This is a genomic window from Actinokineospora diospyrosa (genome assembly GCF_024171925.1).
Lineage (GTDB): Bacteria > Actinomycetota > Actinomycetes > Mycobacteriales > Pseudonocardiaceae > Actinokineospora > Actinokineospora diospyrosa.
Genome location: NZ_JAMTCO010000019.1, coordinates 110,646 through 136,794, shown reverse-complemented (window position 1 = coordinate 136,794; position 26,149 = coordinate 110,646). Strand labels below are relative to the sequence as shown.

At 69.3% G+C, this 26,149-nt stretch carries 26 protein-coding genes and 1 pseudogene; 12 read left to right on the top strand and 15 right to left on the bottom strand.

The window, feature by feature from the left end; all coding sequences use genetic code 11:
* Nucleotides 1-950, bottom strand: a 950-nt coding sequence (gene fxlM / locus LV75_RS32250) for a methyltransferase, FxLD system (RefSeq protein WP_253891156.1), incomplete at its 3' end; no start/stop codon positions are given.
* Between the two features lie 134 nt (nt 951-1,084).
* The gene (locus LV75_RS32245) at nt 1,085-1,771 is read right to left on the bottom strand and encodes a CotH family protein (RefSeq protein WP_253891155.1); all 687 of its coding nucleotides are present in this window, start codon (nt 1,769-1,771) and stop codon (nt 1,085-1,087) included.
* 166 nt (nt 1,772-1,937) lie between these two features.
* Here LV75_RS32245 and LV75_RS32240 point away from each other — a divergent pair, with 166 nt between their 5' ends.
* Both LV75_RS32240 and LV75_RS32235 read left to right on the top strand, forming a co-directional pair.
* On the top strand, nt 1,938-2,471 hold the full coding sequence (locus LV75_RS32240; protein ID WP_253891154.1) for a GntR family transcriptional regulator: 534 nt from the start codon (nt 1,938-1,940) through the stop codon (nt 2,469-2,471).
* 30 nt (nt 2,472-2,501) lie between these two features.
* Entirely contained in the window at nt 2,502-3,251 is a 750-nt protein-coding gene (locus tag LV75_RS32235) for a GntR family transcriptional regulator (protein WP_253891153.1), read from the top strand.
* Nucleotides 3,252-3,276: 25 nt separating this feature from the next.
* Here LV75_RS32235 and LV75_RS32230 read toward each other — a convergent pair whose 3' ends face one another.
* Nucleotides 3,277-3,747 (bottom strand): NsdA family TPR-like regulatory protein, encoded by a 471-nt coding sequence (locus LV75_RS32230; protein ID WP_253891152.1) that lies wholly within the window; start codon nt 3,745-3,747, stop codon nt 3,277-3,279.
* Between the two features lie 512 nt (nt 3,748-4,259).
* On the opposite strand from LV75_RS32230, the gene LV75_RS32225 reads away from it, so the two are divergent.
* Together LV75_RS32225 and LV75_RS32220 are read left to right on the top strand one after the other, a co-directional pair.
* A complete protein-coding gene (locus LV75_RS32225) occupies nt 4,260-4,652 on the top strand; it encodes a hypothetical protein (RefSeq protein WP_253891151.1) in 393 nt (130 codons plus the stop codon).
* A 98-nt stretch (nt 4,653-4,750) separates the two neighbouring features.
* On the top strand, nt 4,751-5,167 hold the full coding sequence (locus tag LV75_RS32220) for a hypothetical protein (RefSeq protein ID WP_253891150.1): 417 nt from the start codon (nt 4,751-4,753) through the stop codon (nt 5,165-5,167).
* 58 nt (nt 5,168-5,225) lie between these two features.
* Here the strand turns inward: LV75_RS32220 and LV75_RS32215 are convergent, their stop codons facing one another.
* The 9 genes and pseudogenes from LV75_RS32215 to LV75_RS32180 all read right to left on the bottom strand — a co-directional run bounded on the left by LV75_RS32215 (nt 5,226) and on the right by LV75_RS32180 (nt 14,723).
* On the bottom strand, nt 5,226-6,116 hold the full coding sequence (locus tag LV75_RS32215; protein ID WP_253891149.1) for a DUF4436 family protein: 891 nt from the start codon (nt 6,114-6,116) through the stop codon (nt 5,226-5,228).
* A gap of 155 nt (nt 6,117-6,271) precedes the next feature.
* Nucleotides 6,272-7,288: a hypothetical protein gene (locus tag LV75_RS32210; RefSeq protein ID WP_253891148.1), complete on the bottom strand. Its 1,017-nt coding sequence runs from the start codon at nt 7,286-7,288 to the stop codon at nt 6,272-6,274.
* Nucleotides 7,289-7,425: 137 nt separating this feature from the next.
* A complete protein-coding gene (locus LV75_RS32205; RefSeq protein WP_253891147.1) occupies nt 7,426-8,844 on the bottom strand; it encodes a hypothetical protein in 1,419 nt (472 codons plus the stop codon).
* 14 nt (nt 8,845-8,858) lie between these two features.
* On the bottom strand, nt 8,859-9,482 hold the full coding sequence (locus LV75_RS32200) for a hypothetical protein (RefSeq protein WP_253891159.1): 624 nt from the start codon (nt 9,480-9,482) through the stop codon (nt 8,859-8,861).
* A complete protein-coding gene (locus LV75_RS32195; RefSeq protein WP_253891158.1) occupies nt 9,400-10,053 on the bottom strand; it encodes a zinc-binding dehydrogenase in 654 nt (217 codons plus the stop codon). The genes LV75_RS32200 and LV75_RS32195 overlap by 83 nt, the downstream gene beginning before the upstream one ends.
* Nucleotides 10,054-10,079: 26 nt before the next feature.
* Nucleotides 10,080-10,709 carry a SpnB-like Rossmann fold domain-containing protein gene (locus LV75_RS35975; protein ID WP_504923888.1) on the bottom strand — a complete coding sequence of 210 codons (630 nt, stop codon included), beginning with the start codon at nt 10,707-10,709 and terminating at the stop codon, nt 10,080-10,082.
* An 11-nt stretch (nt 10,710-10,720) separates the two neighbouring features.
* Nucleotides 10,721-12,883 (bottom strand): annotated as a pseudogene (locus tag LV75_RS32190) (type I polyketide synthase); the annotation flags it as partial.
* Between the two features lie 127 nt (nt 12,884-13,010).
* Nucleotides 13,011-13,169 (bottom strand): hypothetical protein, encoded by a 159-nt coding sequence (locus LV75_RS32185; protein ID WP_253891145.1) that lies wholly within the window; start codon nt 13,167-13,169, stop codon nt 13,011-13,013.
* Nucleotides 13,170-13,832: 663 nt separating this feature from the next.
* The gene (locus LV75_RS32180; RefSeq protein WP_372504276.1) at nt 13,833-14,723 is read right to left on the bottom strand and encodes a helix-turn-helix domain-containing GNAT family N-acetyltransferase; all 891 of its coding nucleotides are present in this window, start codon (nt 14,721-14,723) and stop codon (nt 13,833-13,835) included.
* Between the two features lie 62 nt (nt 14,724-14,785).
* On the opposite strand from LV75_RS32180, the gene LV75_RS32175 reads away from it, so the two are divergent.
* Entirely contained in the window at nt 14,786-16,096 is a 1,311-nt protein-coding gene (locus LV75_RS32175; protein WP_253891143.1) for an NAD(P)-binding domain-containing protein, read from the top strand.
* A 58-nt stretch (nt 16,097-16,154) separates the two neighbouring features.
* Here LV75_RS32175 and LV75_RS32170 read toward each other — a convergent pair whose 3' ends face one another.
* From LV75_RS32170 to LV75_RS32160, 3 genes are all read right to left on the bottom strand, one after another.
* Nucleotides 16,155-16,622 (bottom strand): arsenate reductase ArsC, encoded by a 468-nt coding sequence (locus LV75_RS32170; RefSeq protein ID WP_253891142.1) that lies wholly within the window; start codon nt 16,620-16,622, stop codon nt 16,155-16,157.
* 107 nt (nt 16,623-16,729) lie between these two features.
* Complete coding sequence (locus tag LV75_RS32165; protein ID WP_253891141.1) at nt 16,730-17,428, bottom strand: aquaporin; 699 nt, start codon at nt 17,426-17,428, stop codon at nt 16,730-16,732.
* Complete coding sequence (locus tag LV75_RS32160; protein WP_253891140.1) at nt 17,425-18,114, bottom strand: arsenate reductase/protein-tyrosine-phosphatase family protein; 690 nt, start codon at nt 18,112-18,114, stop codon at nt 17,425-17,427. The genes LV75_RS32165 and LV75_RS32160 overlap by 4 nt, the downstream gene beginning before the upstream one ends.
* Nucleotides 18,115-18,396: 282 nt before the next feature.
* Here LV75_RS32160 and LV75_RS35710 point away from each other — a divergent pair, with 282 nt between their 5' ends.
* The 7 genes from LV75_RS35710 (at nt 18,397) to LV75_RS32125 (ending at nt 26,124) form a co-directional block, all read left to right on the top strand.
* Complete coding sequence (locus tag LV75_RS35710) at nt 18,397-19,569, top strand: MFS transporter (RefSeq protein ID WP_253891139.1); 1,173 nt, start codon at nt 18,397-18,399, stop codon at nt 19,567-19,569.
* Nucleotides 19,570-19,622: 53 nt separating this feature from the next.
* On the top strand, nt 19,623-20,054 hold the full coding sequence (locus tag LV75_RS32150; RefSeq protein ID WP_253891138.1) for a nitroreductase family deazaflavin-dependent oxidoreductase: 432 nt from the start codon (nt 19,623-19,625) through the stop codon (nt 20,052-20,054).
* 54 nt (nt 20,055-20,108) lie between these two features.
* Complete coding sequence (locus LV75_RS32145; RefSeq protein ID WP_253891137.1) at nt 20,109-20,600, top strand: hypothetical protein; 492 nt, start codon at nt 20,109-20,111, stop codon at nt 20,598-20,600.
* 124 nt (nt 20,601-20,724) lie between these two features.
* A complete protein-coding gene (locus LV75_RS32140) occupies nt 20,725-21,078 on the top strand; it encodes a type VII secretion target (protein ID WP_253891136.1) in 354 nt (117 codons plus the stop codon).
* Entirely contained in the window at nt 21,075-25,415 is a 4,341-nt protein-coding gene (locus LV75_RS32135) for a DUF6531 domain-containing protein (RefSeq protein WP_253891135.1), read from the top strand. Before LV75_RS32140 ends, LV75_RS32135 begins: the two co-directional genes overlap by 4 nt.
* Entirely contained in the window at nt 25,415-25,675 is a 261-nt protein-coding gene (locus tag LV75_RS32130; protein ID WP_253891134.1) for a hypothetical protein, read from the top strand. Before LV75_RS32135 ends, LV75_RS32130 begins: the two co-directional genes overlap by 1 nt.
* Entirely contained in the window at nt 25,672-26,124 is a 453-nt protein-coding gene (locus tag LV75_RS32125; protein WP_253891133.1) for a hypothetical protein, read from the top strand. The genes LV75_RS32130 and LV75_RS32125 overlap by 4 nt, the downstream gene beginning before the upstream one ends.
* Nucleotides 26,125-26,149 lie beyond the last annotated feature (25 nt).

The window sequence follows — 26,149 nt, the reverse complement described above, 5'->3', positions numbered from 1 at the left end:
TCGGCGAGGGCGGGGCTGCGGGAGCTGATGGCGGGGGTGCAGAGGCCGCTGTCGATGGCGGTCTGGGTGGCGGCGATGCGGCAGGTGGCGGGGTCGGTGGCGGTGAGGGTGAGCCAGACGCCGTCGAAGGGTTCGGACGTGCCGATGGTGATGCCGGACCAGGCGCTGGTGCGGGGTTGGTCGAGGACGCCGGTCAGCGCTGCGGTGTCGATGGGCTGGTCGATGTCGTAGTAGAGGGTGACGGTCCCGTCGGTGGTGATGGTGCCGTTCTTCTCGCCGTCCTGGCCGATCATGGGGACGAATCCGCACAGGTCCATGCGGTCCGAGCGCAGCCGGTCCTGCTCGCGGATGAAGGCGACCGCTTGGGTCTGTCCGCGCCAGCGCAGCGGCACGACCAACCGGCCGCCGGGGAGGAGTTGGTCGTGCCAGGTGGGCGGGAGGTCCCAGGCGCCGACGGTGATGATGATGCGGTCGTAGGGGCCGTGTTCGGGGGCCCCGAGCGCGCCGTCGCGGGTGATCACCCGGACGTGCTCGTGGCCGGTGGCGTCGAGGCCGCGGCGGGCCCCGGCGGTGACCTCGTCGTCGATGTCGATCGTGGTGACGGCGCCGTCGGGGCCGACGAGTTCGGCGAGCAGGGCGGCGTTGTAGCCGGTGCCCGCGCCGATCTCCAGCACCCGCTGCCCAGGGTGCACGTCGAGCTGGTCGAGCATCATCGCCACCACCGTGGGCACCGACGCGCAGCTCAACGCCGCGCCGTCGTCGGCGCGCTTGGTGATCACGGCGATATCGGCGTAGGCGTCCTCCAGGCTCGCCTCGGGCACGAACCGGTGCCGCGGCACCGCGCGCAGGACGGCCTCCACCGCGGGCGTTTGGGCGTGGCCCGCGGCGAGGATGGTGTCGACCATGCGGGCCCGCAGCGTCTCCGGGGCGCTGTCGGTGGTGGTGTTCATCGGGTCCTTCCGTAGTGATGGGTTGTTGGAAACCCAACCCACCGGTGATCTGATCCTTCACCTTGATCGCACCGTCTTCACCTTGGTGACAAGCCAGGCGCTCACCACCGGCACCGGTCTGCTCATGGTCCAGATCAGGCGGTGGGGTCGAGGTAGGCCGACCACTGGCGGGCATCGGTTCCGAGAACGCCGGTGATCCACGCGCGGAAGTACAGCTCCCGCCATCGTGTGATCGATGCGCTGATGATCCCGTTCACCTGGGTCCTGGCCTGTGCGAAACCCGGGCCGCCCACGGTGGCCAGCAGCGCTGGGTCGCTCTCCCAGACGAGGAGGTCCGTCCTGGTCCAGAGGTCTCGGGGTGAGGGCTTGGCCTGCGGGCTTTCCGCGAGGGCGTCGAGGTTGTGGAAGCGGCCCTCGGTGCCGTAGCGATCCAGCGTTTCGAGGACTGCGGCCAGCACATGGTCGCGGGCGACCTCGTCGAGCAACCGTCGGATCAGCGGCGTCACAGTGGACCGATCAGCATGCGAGGTCATGTACTCCCGGCACTTCCGATCGAGCAACACGACCTGATGCCCCCAGGAACCCTTCATCGTGGCCTTGTCGGGCCACCGGCCGCTGTCCTGGACGCCGGCCATGCCCAGGGTCAACTTGGTCGTCTTCTCCACACCGATGGACAAGCACGCCAACAACGGGTCCGCGTCATGCGCGGCCGACCGGAACCGCCCGAGTAGATCGAGGGAGCGCTTCAACAGGCTGTCCGCCGCGTCCAGTTCGTCCATCAGCGCCTGGACGACGGGGAGCCCGATCCCACCTGAGTTCACCGGCCCATCATCACAGGACCGACCGACACTGCTCCGGCGCAGAGATCGTCCGGCAGCGCGTGCTGAAGGTCCGCGTCCTTGATCGGAGACCAAGGACGCCCTGCTGCCCTACGGATATGGTCGTTAGGGAAGGAACACGATCGACCGAGACCCGAGGAGGCGAGCGATGGCCGATGCGAGACCGTGGACGAGCGTGTCGATGCCGTACGTGAGCGGCCACCGCGGTGACGCGTGGGTCGCTGAGGCGGCCGAGCACGGCGGTTCGGGCACGCAGAAGCTGCTGGGCGTCGAAGAGGTGGCCGCGCCAGCGGTGGTCGCCGACATGCTCGGCGTCGAGCCTGGCGAGCCGGTGATCGTCCGCCGCCGCGTGATGTTCTTCGACGATCACCCGGTCGAGTTGACCGACTCCTACTACCCGCTGTCCGTCGCCCGCGGTACCAAGCTGGCCGAACCCCGCAAGATCCGTGGCGGGGCCGTCGCCCTCTTGGCTGACCTCGGCCATCCGCCCCGGCGGCTCCGCGAGGACGTCAGCGCGCGGTTGGCCACCCCGGACGAGCAGGTCGCGCTGCGACTGGACGCTCCGGCCTGCGTGCTGCTGCTCGCCCGGGTCCTGCTGACCGACGAGGATCGACCCGTTGAGGCAAGCGTGATGACGATGGTCGCCGAGGGGCGGCGGCTGCGCTACGAGCTGACACCATGACCGCGGCGACAACGATCCCGGGGGCCGGTCTTGCCTCCCGCTCGTGACCCACGGCCACGCCACCAGCAGATCGCCGCGGAGATCCGCGACCTGATCATGCGCGGCGAGCTGACGCCCGGTGAGCGCCTGCCGTCGACCGCGCAGCTCGTCGAACGATATGGCGCGGCGAACGCCACTATCCAGCACGCGCTCAAGGCGCTGAAGGATGAAGGGTTCCTCGACAGTCACGTCGGCAAGGGAGTCTTCGTCCGCGACCGTCGACCGTTCGTGATCGACGCTGCGGCCTACATCGCCCCGGAGTCTGGCCGGTTCCGCTATAGGCTGCTCTCGGTCGAAAGTGTCGTCCCACCCCGAGACGTCATCGAGAGCCTTCGATTGGTGCCCTCAGCCGCGGCCGTGGTTCGCACCAGACTTCTACTGCACGACGGCCAGCCTGTGGAACTGTCCTCTTCGTACTACCCGGCCGAGATTGCCACGGGCACAAGCCTGGCGGCCACGACAGAGATCCGCGGCGGCGCTCCCCGAGCACTGGCCGACCTCGGATACCCCCAGCAACACTTCGTCGATCGGATCTCGGCCCGTCCTCCCACGACGGAGGAGATCGAGACGCTGGACCTGCCAGACGGGACACCGGTGATCCGCCAGTTGCGGGTCATCTTCAGCCACGATGACCTCCCTGTGGAGGCGTCCGTCTTGATCAAGGGCGCGCATCTCTACGAGCTGCTGTACCGCCAGAGCGTGGCCGACGAGCAGCCCACCGCGCCACCTCCGTCCACCTAGGACCATCCGGCCAGATTCTCTGGCGTCATCCGGTCTGACTGCGGAGAGTGCGTCGCACTCGTTGAGCCAGGTCACGCACCTCCGGCACCGTCCGGTGTCCGCGGGCGGCCTCGGCCAGACGCTTAAGGGCGTCGTTGACCCGGTCCGAGCGGACGGAGCCGACGGAAGCGAGGGCGTCGTTGCCGAGGGCAACGGCTTCGTGCGGTTCGCCGCAGGCCATCATCGGGGCGGCGAGGTCGGCTTTGGCCAGTGCCTTGCCACGGGAGTGCCCCTCGGGGAAGCGGGTGATGGCTGCGTCGAGTCGGCGCTGTGCTTGTTCATGTCCGCCGCCGTTGAGCGCAAGGAAGAACAAGGCCCGTCCGGCGTCGCGGTCAAGGTGTGCCTGGCCGTAGCGCACCAGCCAAGTCGGTTCGTCGTCGGGTGTGGACGTGGCGAACAGGTCCTCCGCCTTGGCTACTGCGGTGCGCGGCTGGCGCCGAGGGTGGTTGGTGGACATGTCGTGGTTCGACGCAGGTGCATGAATTCGCCTGTGGTTGCGATGAATCCGAATCGGTTTCTCGTTCGGGTGATCGGTCTTGTGCTGGGTCGCTGCGGGCGTGTGGCGTTGCTAGGTTCGGCACCGTGATGCCTGCTTGGCGACTCGGCGGCAGGGCGTTCCGCTGTGCCGATCCGTGTGGATGGCTGCTGGGAGGCGCGTTCGGGATGCGTGCGGTGATCGGTACGGGGGGTGCGCGGTGAGCACCGTGGGGGGACCGCTGTCGGCCGGTCGAGGAGACGCGTTTTCCAGCGCAAGACGGTAGGGCGCCACGCTTGGGGTGCGTGCTTGCCGTTGGGCTATCGCGTTCCTGTTGCGCCACCAAGGCTTGCGTGGAATCACGTTTGTGGAGACCACGCGTGCGCTCGGGTCGAGGTGGCCCGTCTATCCGCGTGGGAGGCGGCGCCGCTCTCGTCCTTCGATGAAGTCTTCTCCTGCCCCCATCGGAACCGGAACACCGACAAAGGAGAACCATGTTCAGGAAGATCCTCGTCGCGGGCTCGATGGCTGTGGCTGTCGTCGCGCTCACGGCCGGAACAGCTATCGCGGCGATCCCGGACAACGTGGACGCGCCCTATGCCCGGGCGGCGGTGATGGTGAAGGCCGATGGGACTGTCCTCAAGGCCAAGGGGGTGGATTCGGTCGTGCGCAAGGACGCGGGTAAGTACTGCGTCACGTTCACCGACAGCAGGCTTGTGCCGGGCGAGGTCATCCCCACGACCACCGCGCTGACCTGGGACCGCTTCGTCACCGTTCCGGCGATCCCGAGCAGCATCTGCGACCGCGACCCCCGCGTTTTCGCCGTCGGCACCAGCGATAACACCAAGGCGTGGGCCGACAGCGGGTTCACCCTCGTCATCAACTGAGCGCACACCCGGCCCCCGTCGGTAATCGAACACCACTAACAGTCCGAGCCAGGGGCGGTGTCGAGACTGCTTCCGCCCTGCGACAGATGGGAAGTCAGATGCTGGGAAGGACCCGAATCGTCGCGTCGTTGGTGGCGGCGCTCGCCACGGCCGGCCTCACGACGGTTGTGTCGGCGGGTACCGCCGCCGCTGATGTTCCGGTGGTCGCGCCGTACGCGTCCTACGCCGCGGTGGTCGACAAGGATGGCAAGCTGTTGCGCGGTAAGAACGTTGAGGAGGTGAAGCGTACCGATACCGGCCGGTACTGCGTGAAGTTCAGCGCCCCCTTCGATGCGAACTCCGCCATTGTGTCCGCGACGCTGAACTTCTTCGCTTTCCCGGGTTCCATCCGAGTGAGCCCCGGGGCGAGCGGGAGTTGCGGCAACGACGTCCGGTCGGTCTATGTCGCCGCGGTGAAGTTGGATGGGGGCAAGTTCGTCTGGAGTGACGCCGGGTTCACGGTGGTCGCCTTCTGAGGCCGTGGTGCTGCCCGGCCCGGATGGGTCGGGCAGCACCAAGTCACCGGTCGGGTGCTCAGCTCGCGGGGTCTTCGGTTTCGCGGCGGGCTTGGCGGAGCCAGGCCAGGGACGCCAGCGACATGCAGACGGCGACGGTGAGCAGGGCCCAGAAGAACACGATGAAGTCGCTCAGCGTGCCGACGGGTGGGGTGTCGGGCATGGAGTTGCGGATGCCTGGGATCGCGAACAGCAGCGCGGCCAGTGAGGCGAGGGTGGGGAAGCCGATCTTGTGGGTGGTCACCGCGCGGGTGACCATGCCGACGGTGACGACGACCAGCAGCACGAGCACCAGCATGAGGCCGAGGGCGAAGGTGATGATCGGGGCGGAGCGGGACGCGGTCATCTCCAGGCGGACGTCACCGATGTGGGTATCGGGCAGTGGTGTCGCGGTGGCTTTCCAGTCGTGCAGTCCGGCGCGCAGGTCGACGGTGATCGGGACCGGGTCGCCCTGGAGGTCGGCGATGGCGATCTCCAGCGGGATGTGGTGGACGTCGAACGGGTACAGCGAGGTGTCGCCCTCGGCGGTGAGGGTGGCCTCGCGCAGCGGCATCCACTGGCCCTCGGCGAGTTCGGTGGTGTGGTCGCCGCCGATCTCGTCGAGGGTGAAGCGCAGCGCGGTGGCGAGGCTGCCGTCGGGGTTGCGGTAGCGGCCCTCGGGACGGGCGTCGACGCGGACCTTGTAGGCGTTGTCGTCGGCGTTGATGGTCAACAGCGTGACCTTCACGCTGACTCGGTCCGCGGTGGTGCTGGAGTCGGAGGTGATGATCTGGCTGCGGCCCACGTCCGCGCCGAGGAAGGTGAACAGGATCACCAGGTAGGCGGCGGTGAAGGCGATCAGGATGCCCAGCGCTAGGCCGATCCTGGTGCGCCGCTTGGGTTGTGTCGTGCTGGTGGTTCCCTCGGTCACGCCCGATGTCCTTTCCGGATTCCCGTTCTCGGCGAACACGGTCTACCGGTTCCCCGCCGGGCGGGGGCGCAACGACAAGCGCGGATCAGCCGACCGCGCGTGATTTCACACGACCAGGTGACCGGTGAGCTGAGAGCGGCCGGGCGTGGGTGGGATCAGGCGCCGACGGTGAAGGTGATGGTGTGGTCCTGCATGTGGACGCGGTCGGAGGCGGTTGATCCGGGCTGGTAGCCGCCGGTCTTGACGGCGTCGGTGAAGGCGAGGGTGTAGCGGCCGAGGGGGAGGTCGGCAAGGGCGAACTCGCGGGTGAACGACAGCGGGTAAGGGGTACCGGTGCCTTTCACGGTGATCTTCTCGGTGCTGACCACCGAGCCGTCGGGGCCGGTCAGGGTCAGCGTTCCCGACATCGACGGCACGGCCCTGTCGACCAGGGTCAGGTTCTCGGGCAGCCACATCACCGCGTCCCAGCGCTGCGGTGTGCCGTGGAAGGACACCGTCGCCTTCTGGTAGGAGTCGTCGTCCCAGCCCAGGACGAGGTCGAGGTGGGACTTGATCTTGAGGTACTTCGCGCTGTCGTCGTGCTCGCCGGACTCCGGGCTGCGCAGCGAGCGGTAGACGTCCGGGTCGGTCAGCTTCTCGTCGGTGACGATCCAGCTGATCCCGCCGAGCGCGCCCACCGTCCACTCCGACACCCGGTAGTGGTCGCTGCCCACCGTCGTGCGGCGGAGTGTGCCCTGGGCGTGGGTGCGTCCGTTGCTGTCGTGGGCCGTCTCGAAGGTGACGATGCCCGCCTGGTGGGTCAGCTCCCGCAGTTGGGACTCGGCTTCCGCCCGATCCGCTTCCGCGAGCGAGGCGCGGGCGATGAGCAGCTCCGCTACCTTCTCGTCCTCCACCTGGAACGTCCACCGCACACCGACGAAGTGTCGCCGCCAGCTCGCGAGCCCGGTCAGTGTCAGACCGTCCTCACTCTGCCCGGTCACCACGAGCATGACCTCGGCCGACAGGAAGGCGCCGAGGTCGCCCATCGGAAGGCCGCCCGCGTCGCCCAGGTCGGGGGCGACGAAGACGAAGTTGTCCGAGGTGACATCGGCCAACGCCCCCTCGTCCCGTTCGCGCAGGGCGTCGACGAAGGTGTGAACAGTCGGCTGTGTCAGTTCTGTGGCAAGCAGCATGTCCCACAGCATGGCCACCTCACGGCGTGATCGCACGCGCACCCGGGGCGATCTCCCCGGTCCGGTACGGGAACCCCGATTCGGGTGTACCGGGCACGTCACGTTTCCGCGTCCGGCCTGCCGCGGGTGTCGATCGGTCAGGTGAGGGCGTCGGCGAGGCGGCGCAGGGAGGTGCGGCCGTTGCGGCGGTACATCTCGGCGCCCATCTCCACCCAGTCGCCGACCTTGTTGAGGCTGCCGTGGCCGATTTCCAGGCCGGTGGCGGTGTTCTCGGCTACGTCGACCGCGTCGTCGTCGGCGGCGAGGCCGACGGCGGTGGGGATCTGGGTGGCCAGGTCCACGGTGCCCTTGATGATCTTGGCGGCGGTCTTGCCGTGCTTCGCGCCCGCGCCGACCAGCTTGGCCGCGCGGGGGCCGAGGTAGCCCGCGATCTTGCCGACATCGGCCGAGGACTTGGCCGAGGCGGCGAGGAACGCGCGGCCCGCGGCCTTGGAGGCGACGGATACCTTGCCGACGGACTTCATGGCGAGCTTGCCCGCTTTGGCGGCCTTGCCGACGGCGCCGACGAGCGGGATCGCCCCGAGCAGGTCGGCGCCCAGGCCCGCGATGGTCCCGGCGTCCCAGTCGCCCTTGAGCGCGGCGTCTACCGTGTGCGCGGCCAGCGACCCGGCGGCGGTGATCAACGCGACCGGGCCCATGATCGGGGCGAGCACCGGGATCATGGCGAGCACACCGGTGACCGCGGAGACGATGCCGAGGATGTCGCCGAGGATGCCCCAGCCGGTGGACGCCGCGGCCTCCGCGGCGGCTTTGGCGAGCAGGTAGTCGTACTCGGCGCCGCGGGTGTCGATGAGCCGGTCGAACTCGCGGTCGATCAGCAGCGACTGCAACTGGTACTCCGCCTGCACCGCCAGCACCAGGTCCACCAGCGCGCGCAGGGCGTCGTGCGGGATGCGGTCGGGGCCGTAGCCGACGTCCTTGAACCGCCACATGTCACAGGTGAAGGAGTACCCGCCCCGGGCGAGAGACCCGACGGTCCCGAGGTTGCGGGCGACCTCCGGGTCACCGAAGTCGATGATGGCGCCGCTGGTGTACTGAACGAGGGACGGGCCGATCGAACCCATCATCCCCATCATGCCCCAGCCGTCCTCGCCGAGCTCGTCCATCAGCTTCCGCGACTCGGCCGCCGCTTCCGCCGCCCGGGCGTTCCACCCGTCGGTCAGGCTCTGGGTGAAGGCGTCGATCGCCTCGGCCGCCTCCGCGGACGACTTCCGCAGCGCGGCGAGATCGGCGTCGAGGCGGCGCAGGGCGGCGAGGATGCGCTCCTCCTGGTAGAGGTACACGCGGATGAGCTGCTCGATGCGGTAGCGGTCCTCGTCGCGCAGCGCGTCCGGTTTCCACCCCCAGGTCCGCAGCGACATGTCCTCGCTACCGGTGAACATGTTGAGCTTGGAGTGCAGCGCGGCGACGATCTGGTCGTCACCACCCGCCTGATAGCCGAGCCTGGGCATCGGGAAGTTCCCGTTGCCCTCCTTGATCGTGTACAGCGTCCGCACGTCCTGGCCTCCGTTCAGGCGAACTCGATGGTCTTGCACACCGCGCCGACGATGTCGACGCACTCCTCCCACTGCGGAACGTTCTCCGTCGCGACCGCGAAATCGGCCATGGCACAGCGGTCCGGGATCGGGACGAACACGTGCATCTGCCGCACGAGCGTGGGACCACCACCGTCGGCCAGCAGGTTGACCGGCTTCTCGACCTTGGCCTCCTCGGTGAGCACCACCGCGTCACCGCACGGCAGCCGAACCACCCCGACCTCCGCGTCCGGGTAGATCGCCCCCATCGTCCGCGCCAACCGGTGCACCGTCTGCTCGTTCGCCAGCTCACTCGGCCGCGCGGTGACCGTCAACATGATCGAACTCAGATGCCCCTCACCTTCCGGCGCACACAGCAGGATCCCCGCCCACACCGCGCCCGCGGCCGCCAACATCTCGTACATCGCCTGCTGCGCCAACACCGCGTGCGCGATCTGCTCATCCGACGGCCTCGGATCCAACGCGGTCAACTCATCCAGCAGCTTGTTGGTGTTGTCCTCGGCGGACACCGAGAAATCAATCTCCCGGAACTGCTCCGGCACCGAGAACGACATCGGCAGATCGGTTGTGGGCGCGGCGGTCGGCGACACAGTGGTCAACTCCCTGGGCGAATCGGTACACCCTGACTCGCCCAGCATGGCCCGACCACGCGCGCGGGCTCATCCGCCGATCGCCCCCATCACCCGATCCCGCCACGAAGACCACACGTTCCGACGACAACGGCCCACGTCCCGATTGGCCGTTGATTGCCACTTGCGCTGGTCCGCCGGGGTCTGGAGGCGGGCGAACTCGAACGACCGGTCGACTGCCTCTGCCGCGTCGAGCCGGAAGCGGACCCGTCACGGCCAAGAGTGCTTGTGTTCGACACCATGTCACTCGCGCGCTTGGAATGGGTTCTGCGAGCAGAGTTCTGCTTGGACCGGCTCGCCGCGTGGCGCCGGGGGTGCCGGGTACGTGGTCGTCGACGAACTCGCGGGCCAGGGAGTTCAGCACCACATCGACGCCCCGACCGCCGGTCGCGTCCAGGAACCGTTGCTCGAACTCGACGGTCCTGGAGGAGGCGATGTGGTCGTCGTCGATCCCCATGGCGCGCAAGGTGTCCCACTTACCAGGGCTCGCGGTGGCGAACACCTCGGCACCCCGGTGCCGGGCGAGTTGCACCGCCGCCATGCCCACCCCGCCCGCGGCGGCGTGGATCAGCACGGACTCGCCGGGGCGCAGGTCGGCGAGGTCGATGAGACCGAAATAGGCCGTGAGGAAGGCACACGGAACCGAGGCGGCCTGCTCGAAGGACCACCCAGCGGGCATCGACGCCAGCAGCCGCTCGTCCATGACGGTAACGGGCCGAACGCGCCGGAATCGATCATGCCCGTGACGCGATCGCCAGGGGTGAACTGGCTACCCACGACGATTCCGGTGCCCTCCAGACCGATGAACGGCCACTGCGAGTCGGTCGGGACCAGTCCGAGGGCGACCGCGAGGTCGCGGAAGTTCACGCCCGCGGCCCGGACCGCGACGCGGATCTGCCCCGGACCCAGTGGCATGGCCGACTCGGGCGCTGGTACGAGAGCGAGGCTGTCGAAGGCTCCCGGTGCCGAGGTGGTCAGCCGCCACGGCTCGATGTCCGATGGGGGCACCAGTGTGGCGGTCGACGCGGCGGGCATCAGCCGGGGGACGTAGGCGACTCCTTCGCGCACCACAAGCTGGGGTTCGCCCGAGGCGACCGCAGCGGACAGCGCGGCGCGAGAGTCCGCGTGATTGTCGGAGTCGAGCAGCGCGAAGCGATCGGGGTTCTCGGTTTGCGCCGATCGGACCAACCCCCACACCCCGGCATGATCCGGTGACCGGCCGCCACCAGCGCGCGGACGGCCGGCTCGAAGCAGACGGTCTGACGCAGGTTCCGGTACCAGTAGTCGGCGCCCAGGTCACCGGTGTCGGTCTGCTCGCCGGTGACCGTCGAGTAGAACGGGATCTCGGAGGGGCGCGGGGAGATGTCGGCCAGTCCGGCCCGCAACCGTTCGCCGCTGGCCTCCACCTGCGGGGAGTGCGCGGCGTAGTCCACAGCGACACGGCGCACCCACACGCCATCGGCCTCGCACCCGGTCACCCACTCGTCCAGGGAAGCGGTATCACCGGAGACGACGACGGTGTTCGGGCCGTTGACCGCCGCGATCACCAGACGTCCGCCCCAGCGACGCAGGCGCAGCCGCGCGTCCTCGGCGGTCATCGAGGTCACCGCCATCCCGCCGCTGCCTGCCAGGGGGACCAATGCCCGGCTGCGCAACGCCACCACCTTCGCCGCGTCCGCCAGCGACAACGCCCCCGCGACACACGCCGCGGCGACCTCGCCCTGGCTGTGCCCGACCACCGCCACCGGCTCCACACCACGGGAGCGCCACAACTCGGCCAGGCTGACCAGCATCGCGAACAACACCGGCTGCACCACATCGACCCGGTCCAGGTCGGGCGCGTCAGGGGCCGCCTTCAGCACATCCAGCAGCGACCACTCCACATGGGGAGCCAACGCTTCGGCGCACTCACGTATACGTCGGGCGAACACCGGCGCGGTGTCCAGCAGCTCCAGCGTCATCCCCGCCCACTGCGAACCCTGCCCGGGAAAGACGAACACCGCACTGGCACCCGGCAATGCCGTCGCCCACACCACGTCGGGTGCGGACTCGCCGCGCGCCAAGGCGTCCACGCCCCGCACGAAGCCTTCGCGGGCGCGGGCCAAGACCACACCGCGGTGCTCGAACCGGGTCCGCCCGGTCGCCAGCGAGAAACCGACGTCCATCGGGTGCGCGTCGGGGTGGGCATCGAGGTGTTCCAGCAGCCGGGCCGCCTGCGCCCGAAGCGCCTGAGCACTGGTCGCCGACATCACCCATGGCATCAGGTGCGAGGGCGTGTGCGCGGCTGACCCGCCGGATGTCGCTGCGGGCGCCTGTTCGAGGACGATGTGGACGTTGGTGCCGCTGATGCCGTATGAGCACACCCCCGCGCGACGCGGGTGTTCGAGATCAGGCCACGGGCGCGACTCGGTCAACAAGCCGACACCGCTGGAGTCCCAGTCGACAGCCGACGACGGCTCCCCGGCGTGCAGGGTTCTCGGCAGCACACCGTGCCGCATGGCCATCACCATCTTGATCACCCCAGCTACGCCCGCGGCGGCCTGGGTATGGCCGATGTTCGTCTTGACGGACCCCACCCACACCGGCCGCTCCTGCGGCCTGCCGCGACCGTAGGTCGCCACCAGCGCCCCGATCTCGACCGGGTCGCCCACACTGGTCCCGGTGCCGTGCGCCTCCACCACGTCCACATCGGAGGTGGCGAGCCGGGCATCGGCCAACGCCTGGCGGATCACCTGCTCCTGCGCGGCGCCATCGGGAACCGTCAAACCGGTGCTGGCACCGTCCTGGTTGACGGCCGACCCACGGACCACCGCGAGCACGGGATAGCCCAGCGCCTCGGCGTCGGACAACCGCGCCAGCAACAACATCCCCGCGCCCTCACCGAGACCGAACCCATCCGCCGACGCCGCGAACGCCTTGGACCGACCGTCAGGCGCCAACACACCCTGCTGGCAGTAGTCGACCACCAGACTCGGCGTGGGCATCACCGTCGTACCACCGGCCAACGCCAGCGAACACTGCCCGGAACGCAACGCCTCCGAAGCCAGATGCACCGCCATCAGCGACGACGAACACGCCGTATCAACCGTCACCGCAGGCCCGCGCAGACCCAAGGTGTAGGAAATCCGACCCGACGCGACACTCAACGTACGCCCAGTGAACAAGTACCTGTTCGGGTTCTCACCCAGATCCCGCGCCCGCGGCCCATAGTCCTGGGAGAAAGCGCCCACAAACACCCCAGTCGCGGAATCCCGCAACGTCGTCGAAGAGACCCCGGCCCGCTCGATCACCTCCCACGCAGTCTCCAACAACAATCGCTGCTGCGGGTCCGTCGCCACCGCCTCACGCGGACTGATCCCGAAGAACTCCGCATGATCGGGACAGCCAAGGTGTATATGGCAACGCGCCGCTCCTGCATCTCGCCGAACTCGTGGTAGCGCCTTGGCTCTTCGCTGACCAGCAGCAGTCGGGCGTCGTCACGGTCCAGTCGAGGGCACCTCAATGACACCAACGCGGCAAGCGCGCCACGGTCTCGGGTTCGGGGGTGGCCAGCATCGACTTATACCCCTGGGTGTTGAGGTGCTGGGTGATCTGACGCTGAAGATCAACCAAGTGAGCATCGAGATGACCGCCACTGAAGAGCGTCTCCACCGTCATCCGCACAGCGTGGCAGACCTCTACGACAGTGCGGGTGCCTACCTATGCGACAGCACCTCCGCGTGTAGCCAGCCTTCGGTAGCGGCAGCCTACAAACTGTGTCGAATATGCGGCTTCGCCCGGTTGGCCGGAAGGAAGCTCACGGCACGAGTGTCGAGAAAGTACGGTCTTCGACCGCGACAGCCGGAAGGGCAGGATGGGGATGGTCCTGAACGCCCGTGGTCAAGTGTGCAGCTCACAACGTCCAAGGTGCGGCGACGGCCTGCAGGCGGAGCTTGATCGGAGCGCTCAACGCCAGCGGCGGGCCGTGTCTAGATGCATGGGGTTGCGCCATCCTGCTGCCGTCCACGCCTGAGTACAACTGAGATCATGTGGCGTTTCGGTGGCGCTCAGAACCCGTGACAACGGGATGCAACTCGCGCCTACGGGGCGCAAACAGACTCCTGAACAGGTGAAACTTGCCATATCCGCAGGTCAGCGAGGAGATATATGACCTTGACACGGTAGTAGTCATTCGTGCCGCCAGCGGCATCTCTCGCCTCGATGACCCGACTCCTTGAGTTCATCACCGAAGTCGCCGTGCCGCCGAGGGTGGTCTGAGCGGTTGGGTGTGGTCAGCGGTCGCTGCGGGTGAACGTGTGAGGTGATGCGCGTTGACGTGTTTCAGCAGGGGCAGTCGGCGGTGGGGGATTGGGTGCGGCGTTCGAGGAGGACGGTGTCGCGCCAGGTGTTGTGGTGTTGGGCGATGCGTTCGCGGACGCCGATGGTGCGGAAGCCTGCGGAGTGGTGGAGGGCGATGCTGGTGCGGTTTTCGGGGAAGATGCTGGTTTGCAGGGTCCAGAGTCCGGCGGTGTCGGCGGCGGTGACTTGTTTGTGTAGCAGGGTTTTGCCGACGCCTCGGCCGCGGTGGGCTTCGCCGACGTAGATAGACGTTTCCGCGACTCCGGAGTAGCAGTCGCGGGTGGAGACGGGTGAGGCGGCGGCCCAGCCTGCGACGGTGCCGTTGATTTCGGCTATCCAGCGGTGGTCGGGGAGCCATTTCGTCTCAAGGGTGCGGCGGGTGGGGGTTTCGGTTTCGAAGGTGGCGTTGCGGGTGGCGATGCCCTCGGCGTAGATGCGGCGGACGTCGGGCCAGTCGGTGTCGGTCATGGGGCGGACGGTGACGTCGGGGGGGAGGTCGGTGGGGCAGCAGGGGCGGGTGACGATGGTGCCCATGACGGCGTCGGCGGCGTGGGGGAGGCCGGTGCAGCAGGCGGGGTTGATCGACACCAGGGTCGCGGTGCCCTCTTTGCGCAGGCGGACGAACCCGACGTCGGCGAGTTTGCGGATGTGGTGCGAGCACGTGGGCTGGGTGACGCCGACCGCCTCGGCCAGGGCGCCGACCGGGAGTTCACCGGAGGACGCGGCGACGGTGTGCAGGAGCTTCACGCGGGTGGGGTCGGCCAGGCAGGCGAACCACTTGGCGTAGGTCTCGGCGTCTTGGTCCTGGAGACCGGCGGGGGTCGTCAACGTCACCAGCTGAGTGTATAGACCTCGGTCGATGGTTGCATTCATCGACAGGGCTCGATAAAGTCGCACAGCATTGGATAGACGTTCTTCGATGAAATGGAGTCCTGATGGACGGGTTGCCGGTGGTCGTGGTGGGTGCTGGTCCGGCCGGGTTGGCCGCGGCGGCGAACTTGGTCGAGCGCGGGGTGCCGACGGTGGTGTTGGAGGCGGGCGACCAGGCCGGGGCGGCAGTGGCCCAGTGGAACCACGTGCGGTTGTTCTCCCAGTGGTCGGAACTGGTGGACCCGGCTGCCCGGCGCCTGCTGGACGCGCAGGGCTGGGTGGCGCCGGAAGCGGGTGGGTATCCGACCGGGGCAGAGTGGGCCGCGCGGTACCTGGCGCCGCTGGCCACAGCGCTCGGAGACCGGGTGCGGTTCGGCGCCCGCGTGGTCGGGGTCGCGCGGCGGGGGCGGGACCGGGTGGTGGACGCCGGTCGAGACAGCGAGCCGTTGACGGTGCACGTGCGTACCAGCGACGGCGAGGAGCGGATCAGCGCCCGCGCCGTCATCGACGCCTCCGGCACCTGGGGCTCACCCAACCCCCTCGGCGGCGATGGCCTCCTCGCGATCGGCGAGCAGGCGGCGGCCGACAGGATCGCCTACCGGGTGCCTGACCTGGCATCACAGGCCGATCGGTACGCGGGCAAGCGGATCGCCGTGGTCGGAAGCGGTCACTCGGCGCTCACCGCCCTGCTCGCGCTGGCCGATCTCGCCGAACACATCACGTGGCTGCTGCGCCGCGGTACGACGGGCTCGGTCTTCGGCGGCGGCGAGGCCGATCAGCTCCCCGCTCGAGGCGCGCTCGGCCTCAAGGCGCAGGCGGCCGTGCGGGCGGGTCGCGTCGAGGTCGTGACCGGGTTCCGCACGGAGTCCGTCGAGGGCGACGGCGACCGGCTCGTGCTGGTGTCGCAGGACGGGCACCGCCTGGCCCCCGTGGACGAGGGCGTGGTCCTGACCGGCTTCCGCCCGGACCTGTCCTGGCTCTCGGAGGTCCGCCTCGACCTCGACCCCGTGCTGCAGGCCCCGACCAAGCTGGCACCGCTGATCGACCCCAACGCGCACTCCTGCGGCACCGTCTACCCCCACGGCGCCGCGGAACTCCGCCACCCCGAGCCGGGCGTCTACCTCGTCGGGATGAAGAGCTACGGCCGCGCCCCCACCTTCCTGGCGATGACCGGCTACGAGCAGGTCCGCAGCGTCGTCGCCGAAATCGCAGGGGACCACGAGGCCGCCGCGAAGGTCGAACTGACCTTGCCCGAGACCGGCGTGTGCGGCGGATCAGGCGTGTTCGACGCCCCCGAAACTGAGCAAAGCAGCGGTTGCTGCGGCGCACCGGCGGCGGCGCAGGAGCTCACGTTGACCGCGCGACCGACCGGCTGACTGTGGGTGCCGGTCGCCGAGGTCATTGGCCAGCGGTCGACGACAGCGTCGTTCGCCTTCACGCGGTGTGGCGATTCGGTTGAACTGCGGGCCCACCGTGGCCTGGTCCCGGGGCGATCTCACTGATCAGGTTCTCGATGAGCGCCTTGATCTCATCGCGGATCGGGCGCACGGCCTCGACGCCCTGCCTGGCGGGGTCGGTCAGCTTCCAGTCGAGGTAGCGCTTGCCGGGGAACACCGGGCAGGCGTCGCCGCAGCCCATGGTCACGCACACATCGGAGGCTTCCACCGCGTCGTAGGTGAGGACCTTCGGGGTCTCGGCGGCGATGTCGATGCCGACCTCGCGCATCGCCGCCACCACCGCGGGGTTGACCTGGTCGGCGGGGGCGGACCCGGCGGAGCGGACCTCGACGCGGTCTCCGGCCAGGTGCGCCAGCCACGCGGCGGCCATCTGGGAGCGGCCCGCGTTGTGCACGCACACGAACAGCACCGACGGCACGTGTACTGGGGTCTCGGGGGTGGTCATGGGCGTCCTCCGTTGGTGAGTCGCGCGGCCAGGACGGGCAGGTGGCTGCGGGATGGTGCCCCCGCACGGCGTCCTGGACAGGTCAAGGGCGTCCGCGGGCATAGGTCCTATACGGGGTTGGGCACTACGACGTCCTCGCTTCGCGCCGAGGGGTAGAGCAGCCGCAGCAGCGGCAACGCGATCACCGCGGCCACGAGCTGAGCGACGATGTAGGTCGGCACGGAGGACGGCGCGATTCCGGCGAAGCTGTCGCTGAACGCGCGGCCGACGGTGATGGCGGGGTTGGCGAAGCTGGTCGAGCTGGTGAACCAGTACGCGGCGCCGATGTAGGCGCCCACCGCAGCGGCTGCCTTCTCGCCGCGCCCGGTGCGGGCCAGGGAGAAGATCACCAGCAGCAACCCGAGGGTCGCCACGACCTCGGAGAAGCCGTGCGGCCAGCTGGCGCGGTCGGTGGTGGAGATGCTGATCGGGGTGGCGTCGAACAGGACGTTGGCCACGACCGCGCCCGCCACACACCCGATCACCTGAACCGGGACGTAGAGGGAGAAGTGCCGCCAGGGCAACCCGCCGAGCACTGCGTCCACAAGGGACACGACGGGGTTGAAGTGGGCGCCGCTGACCGGGCCGAAGACGAGGATCAGCGCGAAGAGTCCGACCGCGGTCGCGGCGGCGTTCTCCAGCAACTGCACGCCCACGTCATGCGGGGACAGACGCTGGGCTGCGATCCCGGAGCCGATCACCAGGGCGGCGAGCAGCAGGCTGCCCAGGAACTCCGCGACCAGCGCGCGGGACAACGGCCGCGTCATCGAGGACCTCTCTCGGGCGTGTGGACGGCCGGGGCCAGGCGCTCGACCCGGTCGGCGAGGTCCTGGTAAGCGGTGTCGAAGGCTTCGGGCGTGTTCACCGCGGCGGGGTCGTGCACTGACCAGTGCAGCCGGTCGGTCGGCGGCAATTCCTCGTGGGCGTTGTCGCAGACCGCCACCACCAGGTCGTCCGGCTGGACGATGTCGTCGACGTGGTGGGTCCGGGCGCGGGTCAGGGAGAGCCCGTGCGCCTTGGCCGCGGCCACCGCGAGCGGGTGGACCTCCTCCGCCGGGCGGGTACCTGCCGACGCCGAGGGCAGGGAGCTGCGCTTGGCCCACAGCGCCGCCGCCAACTGCGATCGCGCCGAGTTCCGCGTGCACACGAACACCACTCGACGCGCCTGCCGCACCCCGGATGGCACCAGTCCGGCCAGTGCGGCGGGGCGCAGTCGGAGGTAGGTCCGGCGGGCGTCGCCTTCCGAGCGTGACCGCTCGATCAGCCCGGCCTGGTCGAGCAGCTTGACGTGGTGGGTCAGCAGGTTGCTGGGCAACCCCAGCTCCCGCCCCACCTCACCGGGTGAGGCGTCGCCCAGCAGCAGGCGGTCCACGATCGCCAACCGGGCGGGTTCACCCAGCGCGGCGTGCAGGCGCGCTCGCGCTGCCAACCCCGAAGGCCACTCAGTGCTCATTGACTCAATGTTCGTTGAGGTTTGTTGCCGCGTCAAGTCCGGCTGGCCCGAACGCGACACGCCTCACCCGCACGCGGGGAAGCCCAAAGTCGTCGAGCAGGGCGCGGGCGTGCCGTTCCAGGCCACCACGGATGCGGCGCATCTCGCGGCCCGCAGGGACGTAAGCGCTCAGCAAGCCAGGCCCGGCAGGGTGCCGTGCGAGGCGAACCGATCGCCGGAACTCGCTGGGTGTTCTCCTGGGGAGCCGCTAGCTTGCGAGGACTCGTATGGGGGGAGCGTTCGGTGATCACCTACCGGGAGGTCTTCGCGGTACGGGAGTTTCGGGTTCTCTTCGTTGCGCGGCTGTTCACCATCATCGGTGTTGTTCTGGACAGTCTTGCCCTGGGTACCGTCATGTACGCCGAGACTCGGTCGCCGCTGTTGACTGCTGTGTCGCTGTTCGGTGGGCCGTTGGTGCAGTTGGTGACGGCTCGCTACCTGCTCGCCTCCTCGGACCTGTTCCGCCCCCGGACCGCGATGGTCGTCACGGCGGTTATCGGGACCGCGACTGCGGCGTTGCAGATGCTCCCGGGGTTGAGTTGGTGGATGCGCTTCGTGATCCTCGCGGCTGGCTACATCGCGGCGGGGGCGACGTCCGGGACGGTTGTGGCGTTGTTGTCGGACATCGTGCCGAAGGCGGCGTTTGTGCTGGCCAGGGCCACGATGAACATCACTGTCGGCGGGATGCAGATCCTCGGCTACGCGGTGGGTTCGGTGCTGCTCGCCGCTGCCGGGCCGACGTGGTTGTTCGGGGTGGCCGCCGTGGTCAGTGCGGTCGCGGCGGTTTGGGCCAGGGTTGGTTTGTCCGATCGGCCCGCGCGGGCCACGGGCAACGTCGTGCATCGCAGCAAGGTGGTCAACCGGGAGCTGTTGGGCTCACCCGTTCTCCGCCCGCTCTACTTGATGATGTGGGTCCCCAACGGGCTCATCGTCGGGTGTGAAGCGATGTTCATCCCCTACGCGGGCCACCACGCCGGGTACCTGTTCGCCGCAGGTGCCATCGGGATGCTCGCAGGCGACATCATCCTGGGCCGCTTCATCCCCCAAGCTCCCCGCGACCGACTCGTCATCCCCCTACGCCTCCTCCTGGCCGTGCCGTTCCTGGCCTTCCCCCTGTCCCCATCCACCCCCATCGCAGTCACCCTGATCGCCGTCTCCGCCTTCGGCTACGCGGCCGCCCTGCCCCTCCAGGACAGGCTCCTCGAGCACACCCGAGACGACGTCCGAGGCCAAGCCTTCGGCCTGTCCACCACCGGCCTGATGGTCGGCCAAGCCCTCGGAGCCCTCCTGGCAGGTGCCATGGCCGAGTTCTTCCCAGGCAGCCACGCGGTCGAATGGACGATCGCGACAATGGCCATCCTCTCCCTCGCGACCACCGCTCTCCTCCGCCCAAGCCTCCGGCGATCAGCGGTGTGAGGTCACCCGTCCGTGGGGAATGCCGAGGGTGGGTGGCGGCGTTGGGGGTGGACATGTCGGATGAGACGGTGAAGGTCAGTCCCACGGAGTGGGTGCGGGAGCAGACGAAGCGGATCGTGGAGACGGGGACCACTGAGGGGATCAAGGTCCTCGGGAAGCCGATCGTCCTGTTGACGCTGCGCGGGGCGAAGTCGGGGGAGTTGCGGTACACGCCGGTCATGCGGGTGGAGCACGAGGGGAGCTACGCGGTCGTGGCCTCCAAGGGCGGCGCTCCCGAGCACCCCGCCTGGTACTACAACATCAAGGCGCACCCGGAGTTCCCGTTGCAGGACGGGACCGTGACCAAGCAGTACGCCGCTCGTGAGGTCGAGGGGGCCGAGCGGGCCGACTGGTGGGATCGGGCTGTGGCCGCGTTCCCGTCTTATGCCCAGTACCAGGAGAAGACGGACCGGCTGATCCCGGTGTTCGTGCTCGACCCGAAGTGACCCCGGGGGTCGGCGGCCACCACGCCGCCGACCCCCGCCACGGGCGGTGGCAGGATGGCGCGGGTGGAGATCGAGTTCGTGCGGCTGACCGAGGTCGCCCCGGCCGACATCGTGGCGTTGTTGGACGATCCGGCGGTTCGGGGGCATTTGCCGCTGGCGTCGGGGCGGTTTGATGAGGGCGCCTGCCGGGGGTGGGTCGCGGCGAAAGAAGCCATTTGGGACGAGCAGGGTTACGGGCCCTGGGGATTTGTCGCGAATGGGGTGTTCCTCGGCTGGGGTGGACCGCAGCCGGAGGGGCGGGATGTGGATGTCGCGCTGGTGCTGCACAAACACGCGTGGGGGCTGGGGGAGCGGATCTACCGCGAGGTGATCAGGCGCGTCTTCGCGGATCCGGAACGCGACTCGGTGACCGTGCTGCTCCCGCCGACCAGGGGACGGGCGCACGCGCTGCTGCGGCTGGGGTATAGCGCCGATGGTGAGGTCGAGATCGACGGGCACGTGTTCCGCCGGTTTCGGTTGGTGAAATCCGCCGCCGAGCGGAATTGACCGGACAGGTGTGCTGGGCCATTCCAGTGACCCGTGACGAATTCCCGCGCGTTCGGAACTGACGGGCGCGACCGACGTCGAAGTCGGGCGGTCGGGGATGTCAGCGGCGAAGGGGTGCGGTCCGGTGGGAGACGGGTTCCAGGTCGATCCGCGGGAATTGCGGGGCTACAGCGGCATGCTGGAGCGCGTGGCCGGGCAATTCACCGCGGTGGAGGGGCACGCCAGGGCCAAGGGCGGCGACACGGCCGGGTTCACCGGGCTGTTGCAGTTGCTCGTCCCGGCGGTCAGCGGGGTCGTCGACCTGTACGGCGACACGCTCACGTTCGCCAACCGCAAGATCACCGAGGTCAAGAAGAGCCTGGACGAGGCGGCCAAGGCTTACGAGGACAGCGACCGGGCGGGCACGATCGGCATCAACGGCGCCGGTCGCGGGCTGGACTCGGTGCACGCCCCGACCGTGCGCGGGGGTGCCCGATGAGCGGGTACGCCGACGCCGTGGATCCGGTGGCGCTGCTCAACCGGACGCCGAGCACCCCGGGTGGGCAATCGGTGCAGGACGCGGTCAACGGGGCGGGCATCGAGGTGCGCGCGGTCGACTGGGTGTGGCGCAAGGTGGTCGGCGAGTCGCTCGTCGAGTCGATCATCACCCCGATCACCGGTGACTTCGAGAAGATCGCCCGCCAGGCCGCGGAGTGGACCAACGTCAAGGACGCGTTGCAGGCCATCCGCAACAACCTGAACTCCGGCCTGACCGAACTGTCCCAGGGCTGGCACGGCGCGGCGTACGAGCGGTTCGGCAAGCTCATCGGCGTCACCTGGACCGCGGGCCTGGAGGCCGACGCCCAGGCGGCCGCGCTGATCGGGATGGCGCTGCGCAAGGTCGCCGACGGGTCCCGGCGGGCCTGCGACCAGGCGCTGAAGCTGATCAAGCAGTTGGTGCGCAAGCTGTTCCAGGCCGCCGCGATGCTGCCGATCCCGGCGGTCGGCTGGGCCCGCGCGGTCAAGCTGGTCTACGACGGCATCCAGCTCTACAACGCCATCATGGCCCTGATCCAGGGCATCAAGGCGATCATCGCGGGCGCCAAGCAGGTGATCGACGGCATCCGGCAGGTCGGCACCGCCCTGTCCAAGATCAAGGATGTCCGCAACCTCAACGACGCGATCAACGCGGGCAACCAGGCCGCCGACGGCGCGGTGGGCGTCAAGCGCGGGGCCGACGCGGTCCGCGGCGGCGCGCAAACCGCCGTGGCCGGTGCCACCGCCGCAGCGGGTGCCGTCGGCAGTGCGCACGACAACGCCCGCGGACTCATCAACGAGCGCAACGCCGCGCGCCAGCCCGACCACCCCACCCCCGAAACCGTCGTCCCCGGTGCCACGTCCGGCAACTCCGCGCGCCCCGGCCAGAACACCCCCGGTGGCGCCAACCGCCCGGCCGACCCGAAGAACACCCGCACCCCCGAGTGCAACCGCACCACCTGCGGCGACCCGGTGGACATCGTCACCGGCGACGTGATCATCGGCCAGACCGACGTCGAACTCGCGGGCACCCTGGCACTGGTCGTGCGCCGCACCCACATCTCCTCGTTCCGCGCCGGACGGCTCTACGGGCGTTCCTGGGCGTCCACGATCGACCAACGCCTCGAGTTCGACGCCCAGGGCGTCGTTTACATTGCCGACGACGGCGTCATCCTGGTGTACCCATCGTCCACAGGGGACGTCCTGCCGATCACCGGACCTGCCTGGCCGCTGAACCGCGACGAAGACGGCTACACCATCACCCGGGACGGCCAGGTCCTGCGTTTCACGGGCACTGGCAGCGTCCGACCGCTGAGCGCCATCACCGACGCCATCGGCAACCGGATCGACCTGCACCACGACGACTCGGGTGTGCTGACCGGGCTCACGCACTCAGGCGGGTACCAGGTCGATGTGGACACTGAAGCAGGCCGGATCACCGGGCTTCGCCTGCGCGACAACGCAGGCGACATCACGCTCGTGCGCTACCGGTACAGCGAGGCGGGCGACCTGGCGGAGGTCCTCAACTCGTCCAACCAAGCGCTGCACTTCGAGTACGACACCGCGGGCCGGATCACCCGGTGGATCGACCGCAACGACCAGTGGTACCGCTACCTGTACGACGGCGTCGGCCGTTGTGTGGCCAACCAAGGCGCTGGTGGGTTCCTCAACGGGACCTTCACCTACGACAGCGATGCCCGCACCACCCGCTACACCGACGCCCTCGGCGCCACCACGGTCTACCGCTACGACGACCGCAACAACGTCATCGCGGAGACCAACCCGCTCGGTCACACCGTCCGGTCCGAATGGGACGACCGTGACCGGCTCGTCGCGCACACCGACCCGCTCGGCAACGTCACCCGCAACCACTACGACGACGCGGGCAGGCTGGTCGCCGTCGCCTACCCGAACGGCACCGAGGCCACCGTCGGGTACGACGACGCGGGCCGCCCGGCGCGGATCACCGACCCGGACGGCGCGCACTGGTGGCGCCAGTACGACGATTCCGGCCGGATCGCCGCGATCACCGACCCGAGCGGCGCGGTCACAAGGACTGCGTACCAGCCCAACCAGATCGCGGTCACCGACCCGCTCGGCGCCACCACCCGGGTGCTGACCGACGCCGCCGGACTCCCGGTCGCCGTCACCGACCCCCTCGGCGCGACCACCCAGTACGTCCGCGACGCCCTTGGCCGCGTCGCCCGGATCATCGACCCGCTCGGCGGCACGGTGGTCCTGAGCTGGACCATCGAGGGCAAGCTCATCTCCCACACCGCACCGGACGGCGCGGTGACCCGGTGGCGCTACGACGGTGAGGGCAACCAGGTCGAGCACATCGATCCGCTCGGCTCGGTGACGCGCACGGAGATCACGCACTTCGACCTCCCCGCCGCCCGGACCGCGCCGGACGGGACCCGTTTGGAGTTCGGCTACGACCCGCGGCTCAAGCTCACCTCGGTCACCAACGCGGCGGGCCAGGTGTGGCGCTACGAGTACGACGCGGCGGGGAATCTGGTCCGGGAAAGCGACTTCCACGGCCGTACCCTCAGCTACGAACAGGATGCCGCGGGCAGGCTGGTCCGCCGGACCAACGGCGCGGGGGAGACGGTCGAGTTCACCCGCGACGTCCTCGGCAACGCGGTCGAGAAGCGCGCGGGCGCGTCGGTGTCGGCGTTCGAGTTCGACCCGGTCGGTCGACTCCTGCGCGCCACCAACGCCGACGCCGACGTCCGGTACACCCGCGACGCCCTGGGGCGGGTGCTGTCCGAGACCTGCGACGGCCGCGCGGTCACCTCCGAGTACGACGCGGCGGGCAGGCGCACCCGGCGCACCACCTCGTCCGGGGCGGTGTCCACATGGGAGTACGACGGGCGCGACCGGTTGGTCAACCTGACCACCGCTGGGCAGACCGTCCACTTCGGCTACGACGCGGTTGGCCGCGAGGTCCAGCGAAGCTTCGGTGACGGTGCCGCACTGGGGCAGATCTGGGACAGCAGCCACCGGCTCACCGGTCAGACGGTCACCACGGCGAGCGGGCGGGTCCAGAACCGCCGCTACCACTACCGCGGTGACGGCTTGGTCGTGGGCATCGACGACACGAGAGCGGGCAACAGCCGCTACGACCTCGACACCGCCGGGCGGATCACCGGTGTCCACACCGCCGGGTGGACCGAGAACCACGCCTACGACCAGACCGGCGCGCGGGTCGCCGCACCGGACGGCCCCCGGTACCGGCACGACGCGCAGGGCAGGGTGGTGACCAGGACCCGGCGCACCCTGTCGGGCCAGATCCGGTCGTGGAACTACACCTGGGACGCCGAGGACCGCTTGACCCAGGTGGTGACCCCGGACGGCGTGCACTGGCGCTACACCTACGACGCCCTGGGCCGCCGGACCGGCAAGCAGCGCCTCGACGCGGCGGGCGCGGTCGTCGAGCGGGTCGACTTCACCTGGGACGGGGTGGTGCTCGCCGAACAGTCCACTGTGGCGGGTGTGACCACCTGGGAGTGCCTGCCCGGCGACATCCGACCGCTCACCCAGACCGTGGACGAGCGGTTCTACGCGCTGGTCACCGACCTGATCGGCACCCCGACCGAGATGCTCGACCGCAGCGGCGACGTCGCTTGGCGCGCCACGACGTCGGTGTGGGGCGTGCAGGCGGGGGAGGACGCGGGTGGCTGTCCGCTGCGGTTCCCCGGCCAGTACCACGACGCCGAGACCGGTCAGCACTACAACTACATGCGGTACTACGACCCCGAGACCGGGCGGTACACCTCGCACGACCCGCTCGGGTTGCTGGCAGGCCCCGACCCCACCGCCTACCCGGCGAACCCGCTGATCGCCGCCGACCCGCTCGGCTTGGTGCCCTGCACGGCGCTGACGCAGACCGGCCCGAACACCTACCAGTCGCCGGGCGGCTTGGTCTACGGTCCGGACAACAACCCCAACTTCGGCAACCGCTACAACCACGTCATGAACCACACCGCCGACATCCCGAACCGGCAGCAGCACGGCGTTTTCAACGCCACCAACGGCAACGAGGTCGTCCGGCTCGTCGACAACGCGTACGCCCGGGTCCAGCAGGGTGGTGTCGTGAGCATCCTGCAGCCGAACGGCAACACCTCGCACTACGTCAACATGGGCCAGCCGGTCGGTTACGTCGGCGGCATCCCGGGTGGGCTGGGCGGCAACCCGCAGGTGAGCTACATCCAGCTGGTCACGCGCAACGGGAACGAGGTCATCTCCGCCTTCCCGGTCTCCGGCATCCCGAGCAGTGTGCTTGGATCGGGCTCGTGATGTGGTTGCGCGAGTGCCCGTTCGACGACCAGGGCCTGCTCCGTCCGGTGCTGCCCCTGGCCGTGATGTGCGATTCCTGCGGCTCGGTGTGGTGCACCCCCGACGACGCGGCGTTCGAGGACCGGGTGGCCGTGCCGGAGGCGCCGGACTGGACCGCGTGCGGCCGCAGCTTCGCCCCCGGCAGCACCCGCTGGGCCACCCGCGAGGACGTGGACCAGGCGGGCTGGGGCGGACACCCCTGGCACGAGGAGGCTTCGTGACGTTCGACGACGATCCGCGCATCGCCGAGGCCCTCGCCCAGTTGGAGGCCGCCGAGGTCGGCCTGGACGAGGCCATCGTCGCGGCCAAGGAGGTCGAGCGCACCGTCCCGGTCACCACACTGTCCGAAGAGGACCTACGCCTCCTCGAAGCCCACGCCCGCGGCGACGACGCCCCCCGATCCCTGCGCGAGCTGCAGGAACGCATCGACGAGGGCGAACTCTCCTGGACCGACCTGTCCGAGGGCCGCCACCTCGACGACCCGGCCGTCCAATCGGCCCTGGATCCTGGCGTCAAGGGCATGCGCCAGGCCTACACGGCCATCGAAGAAGGCCAACCGCTCGACGAGATCATCGAAGCGGGCCCACCAGTCCCACCCCGCCCCTCTTCCCCCACCGAACCCTCCGACGACGAAACCTTCGACTTCCTCCGCGACCGGCCAGACGAGTAGCGGCCCCCGCCGGATCCGAACAACT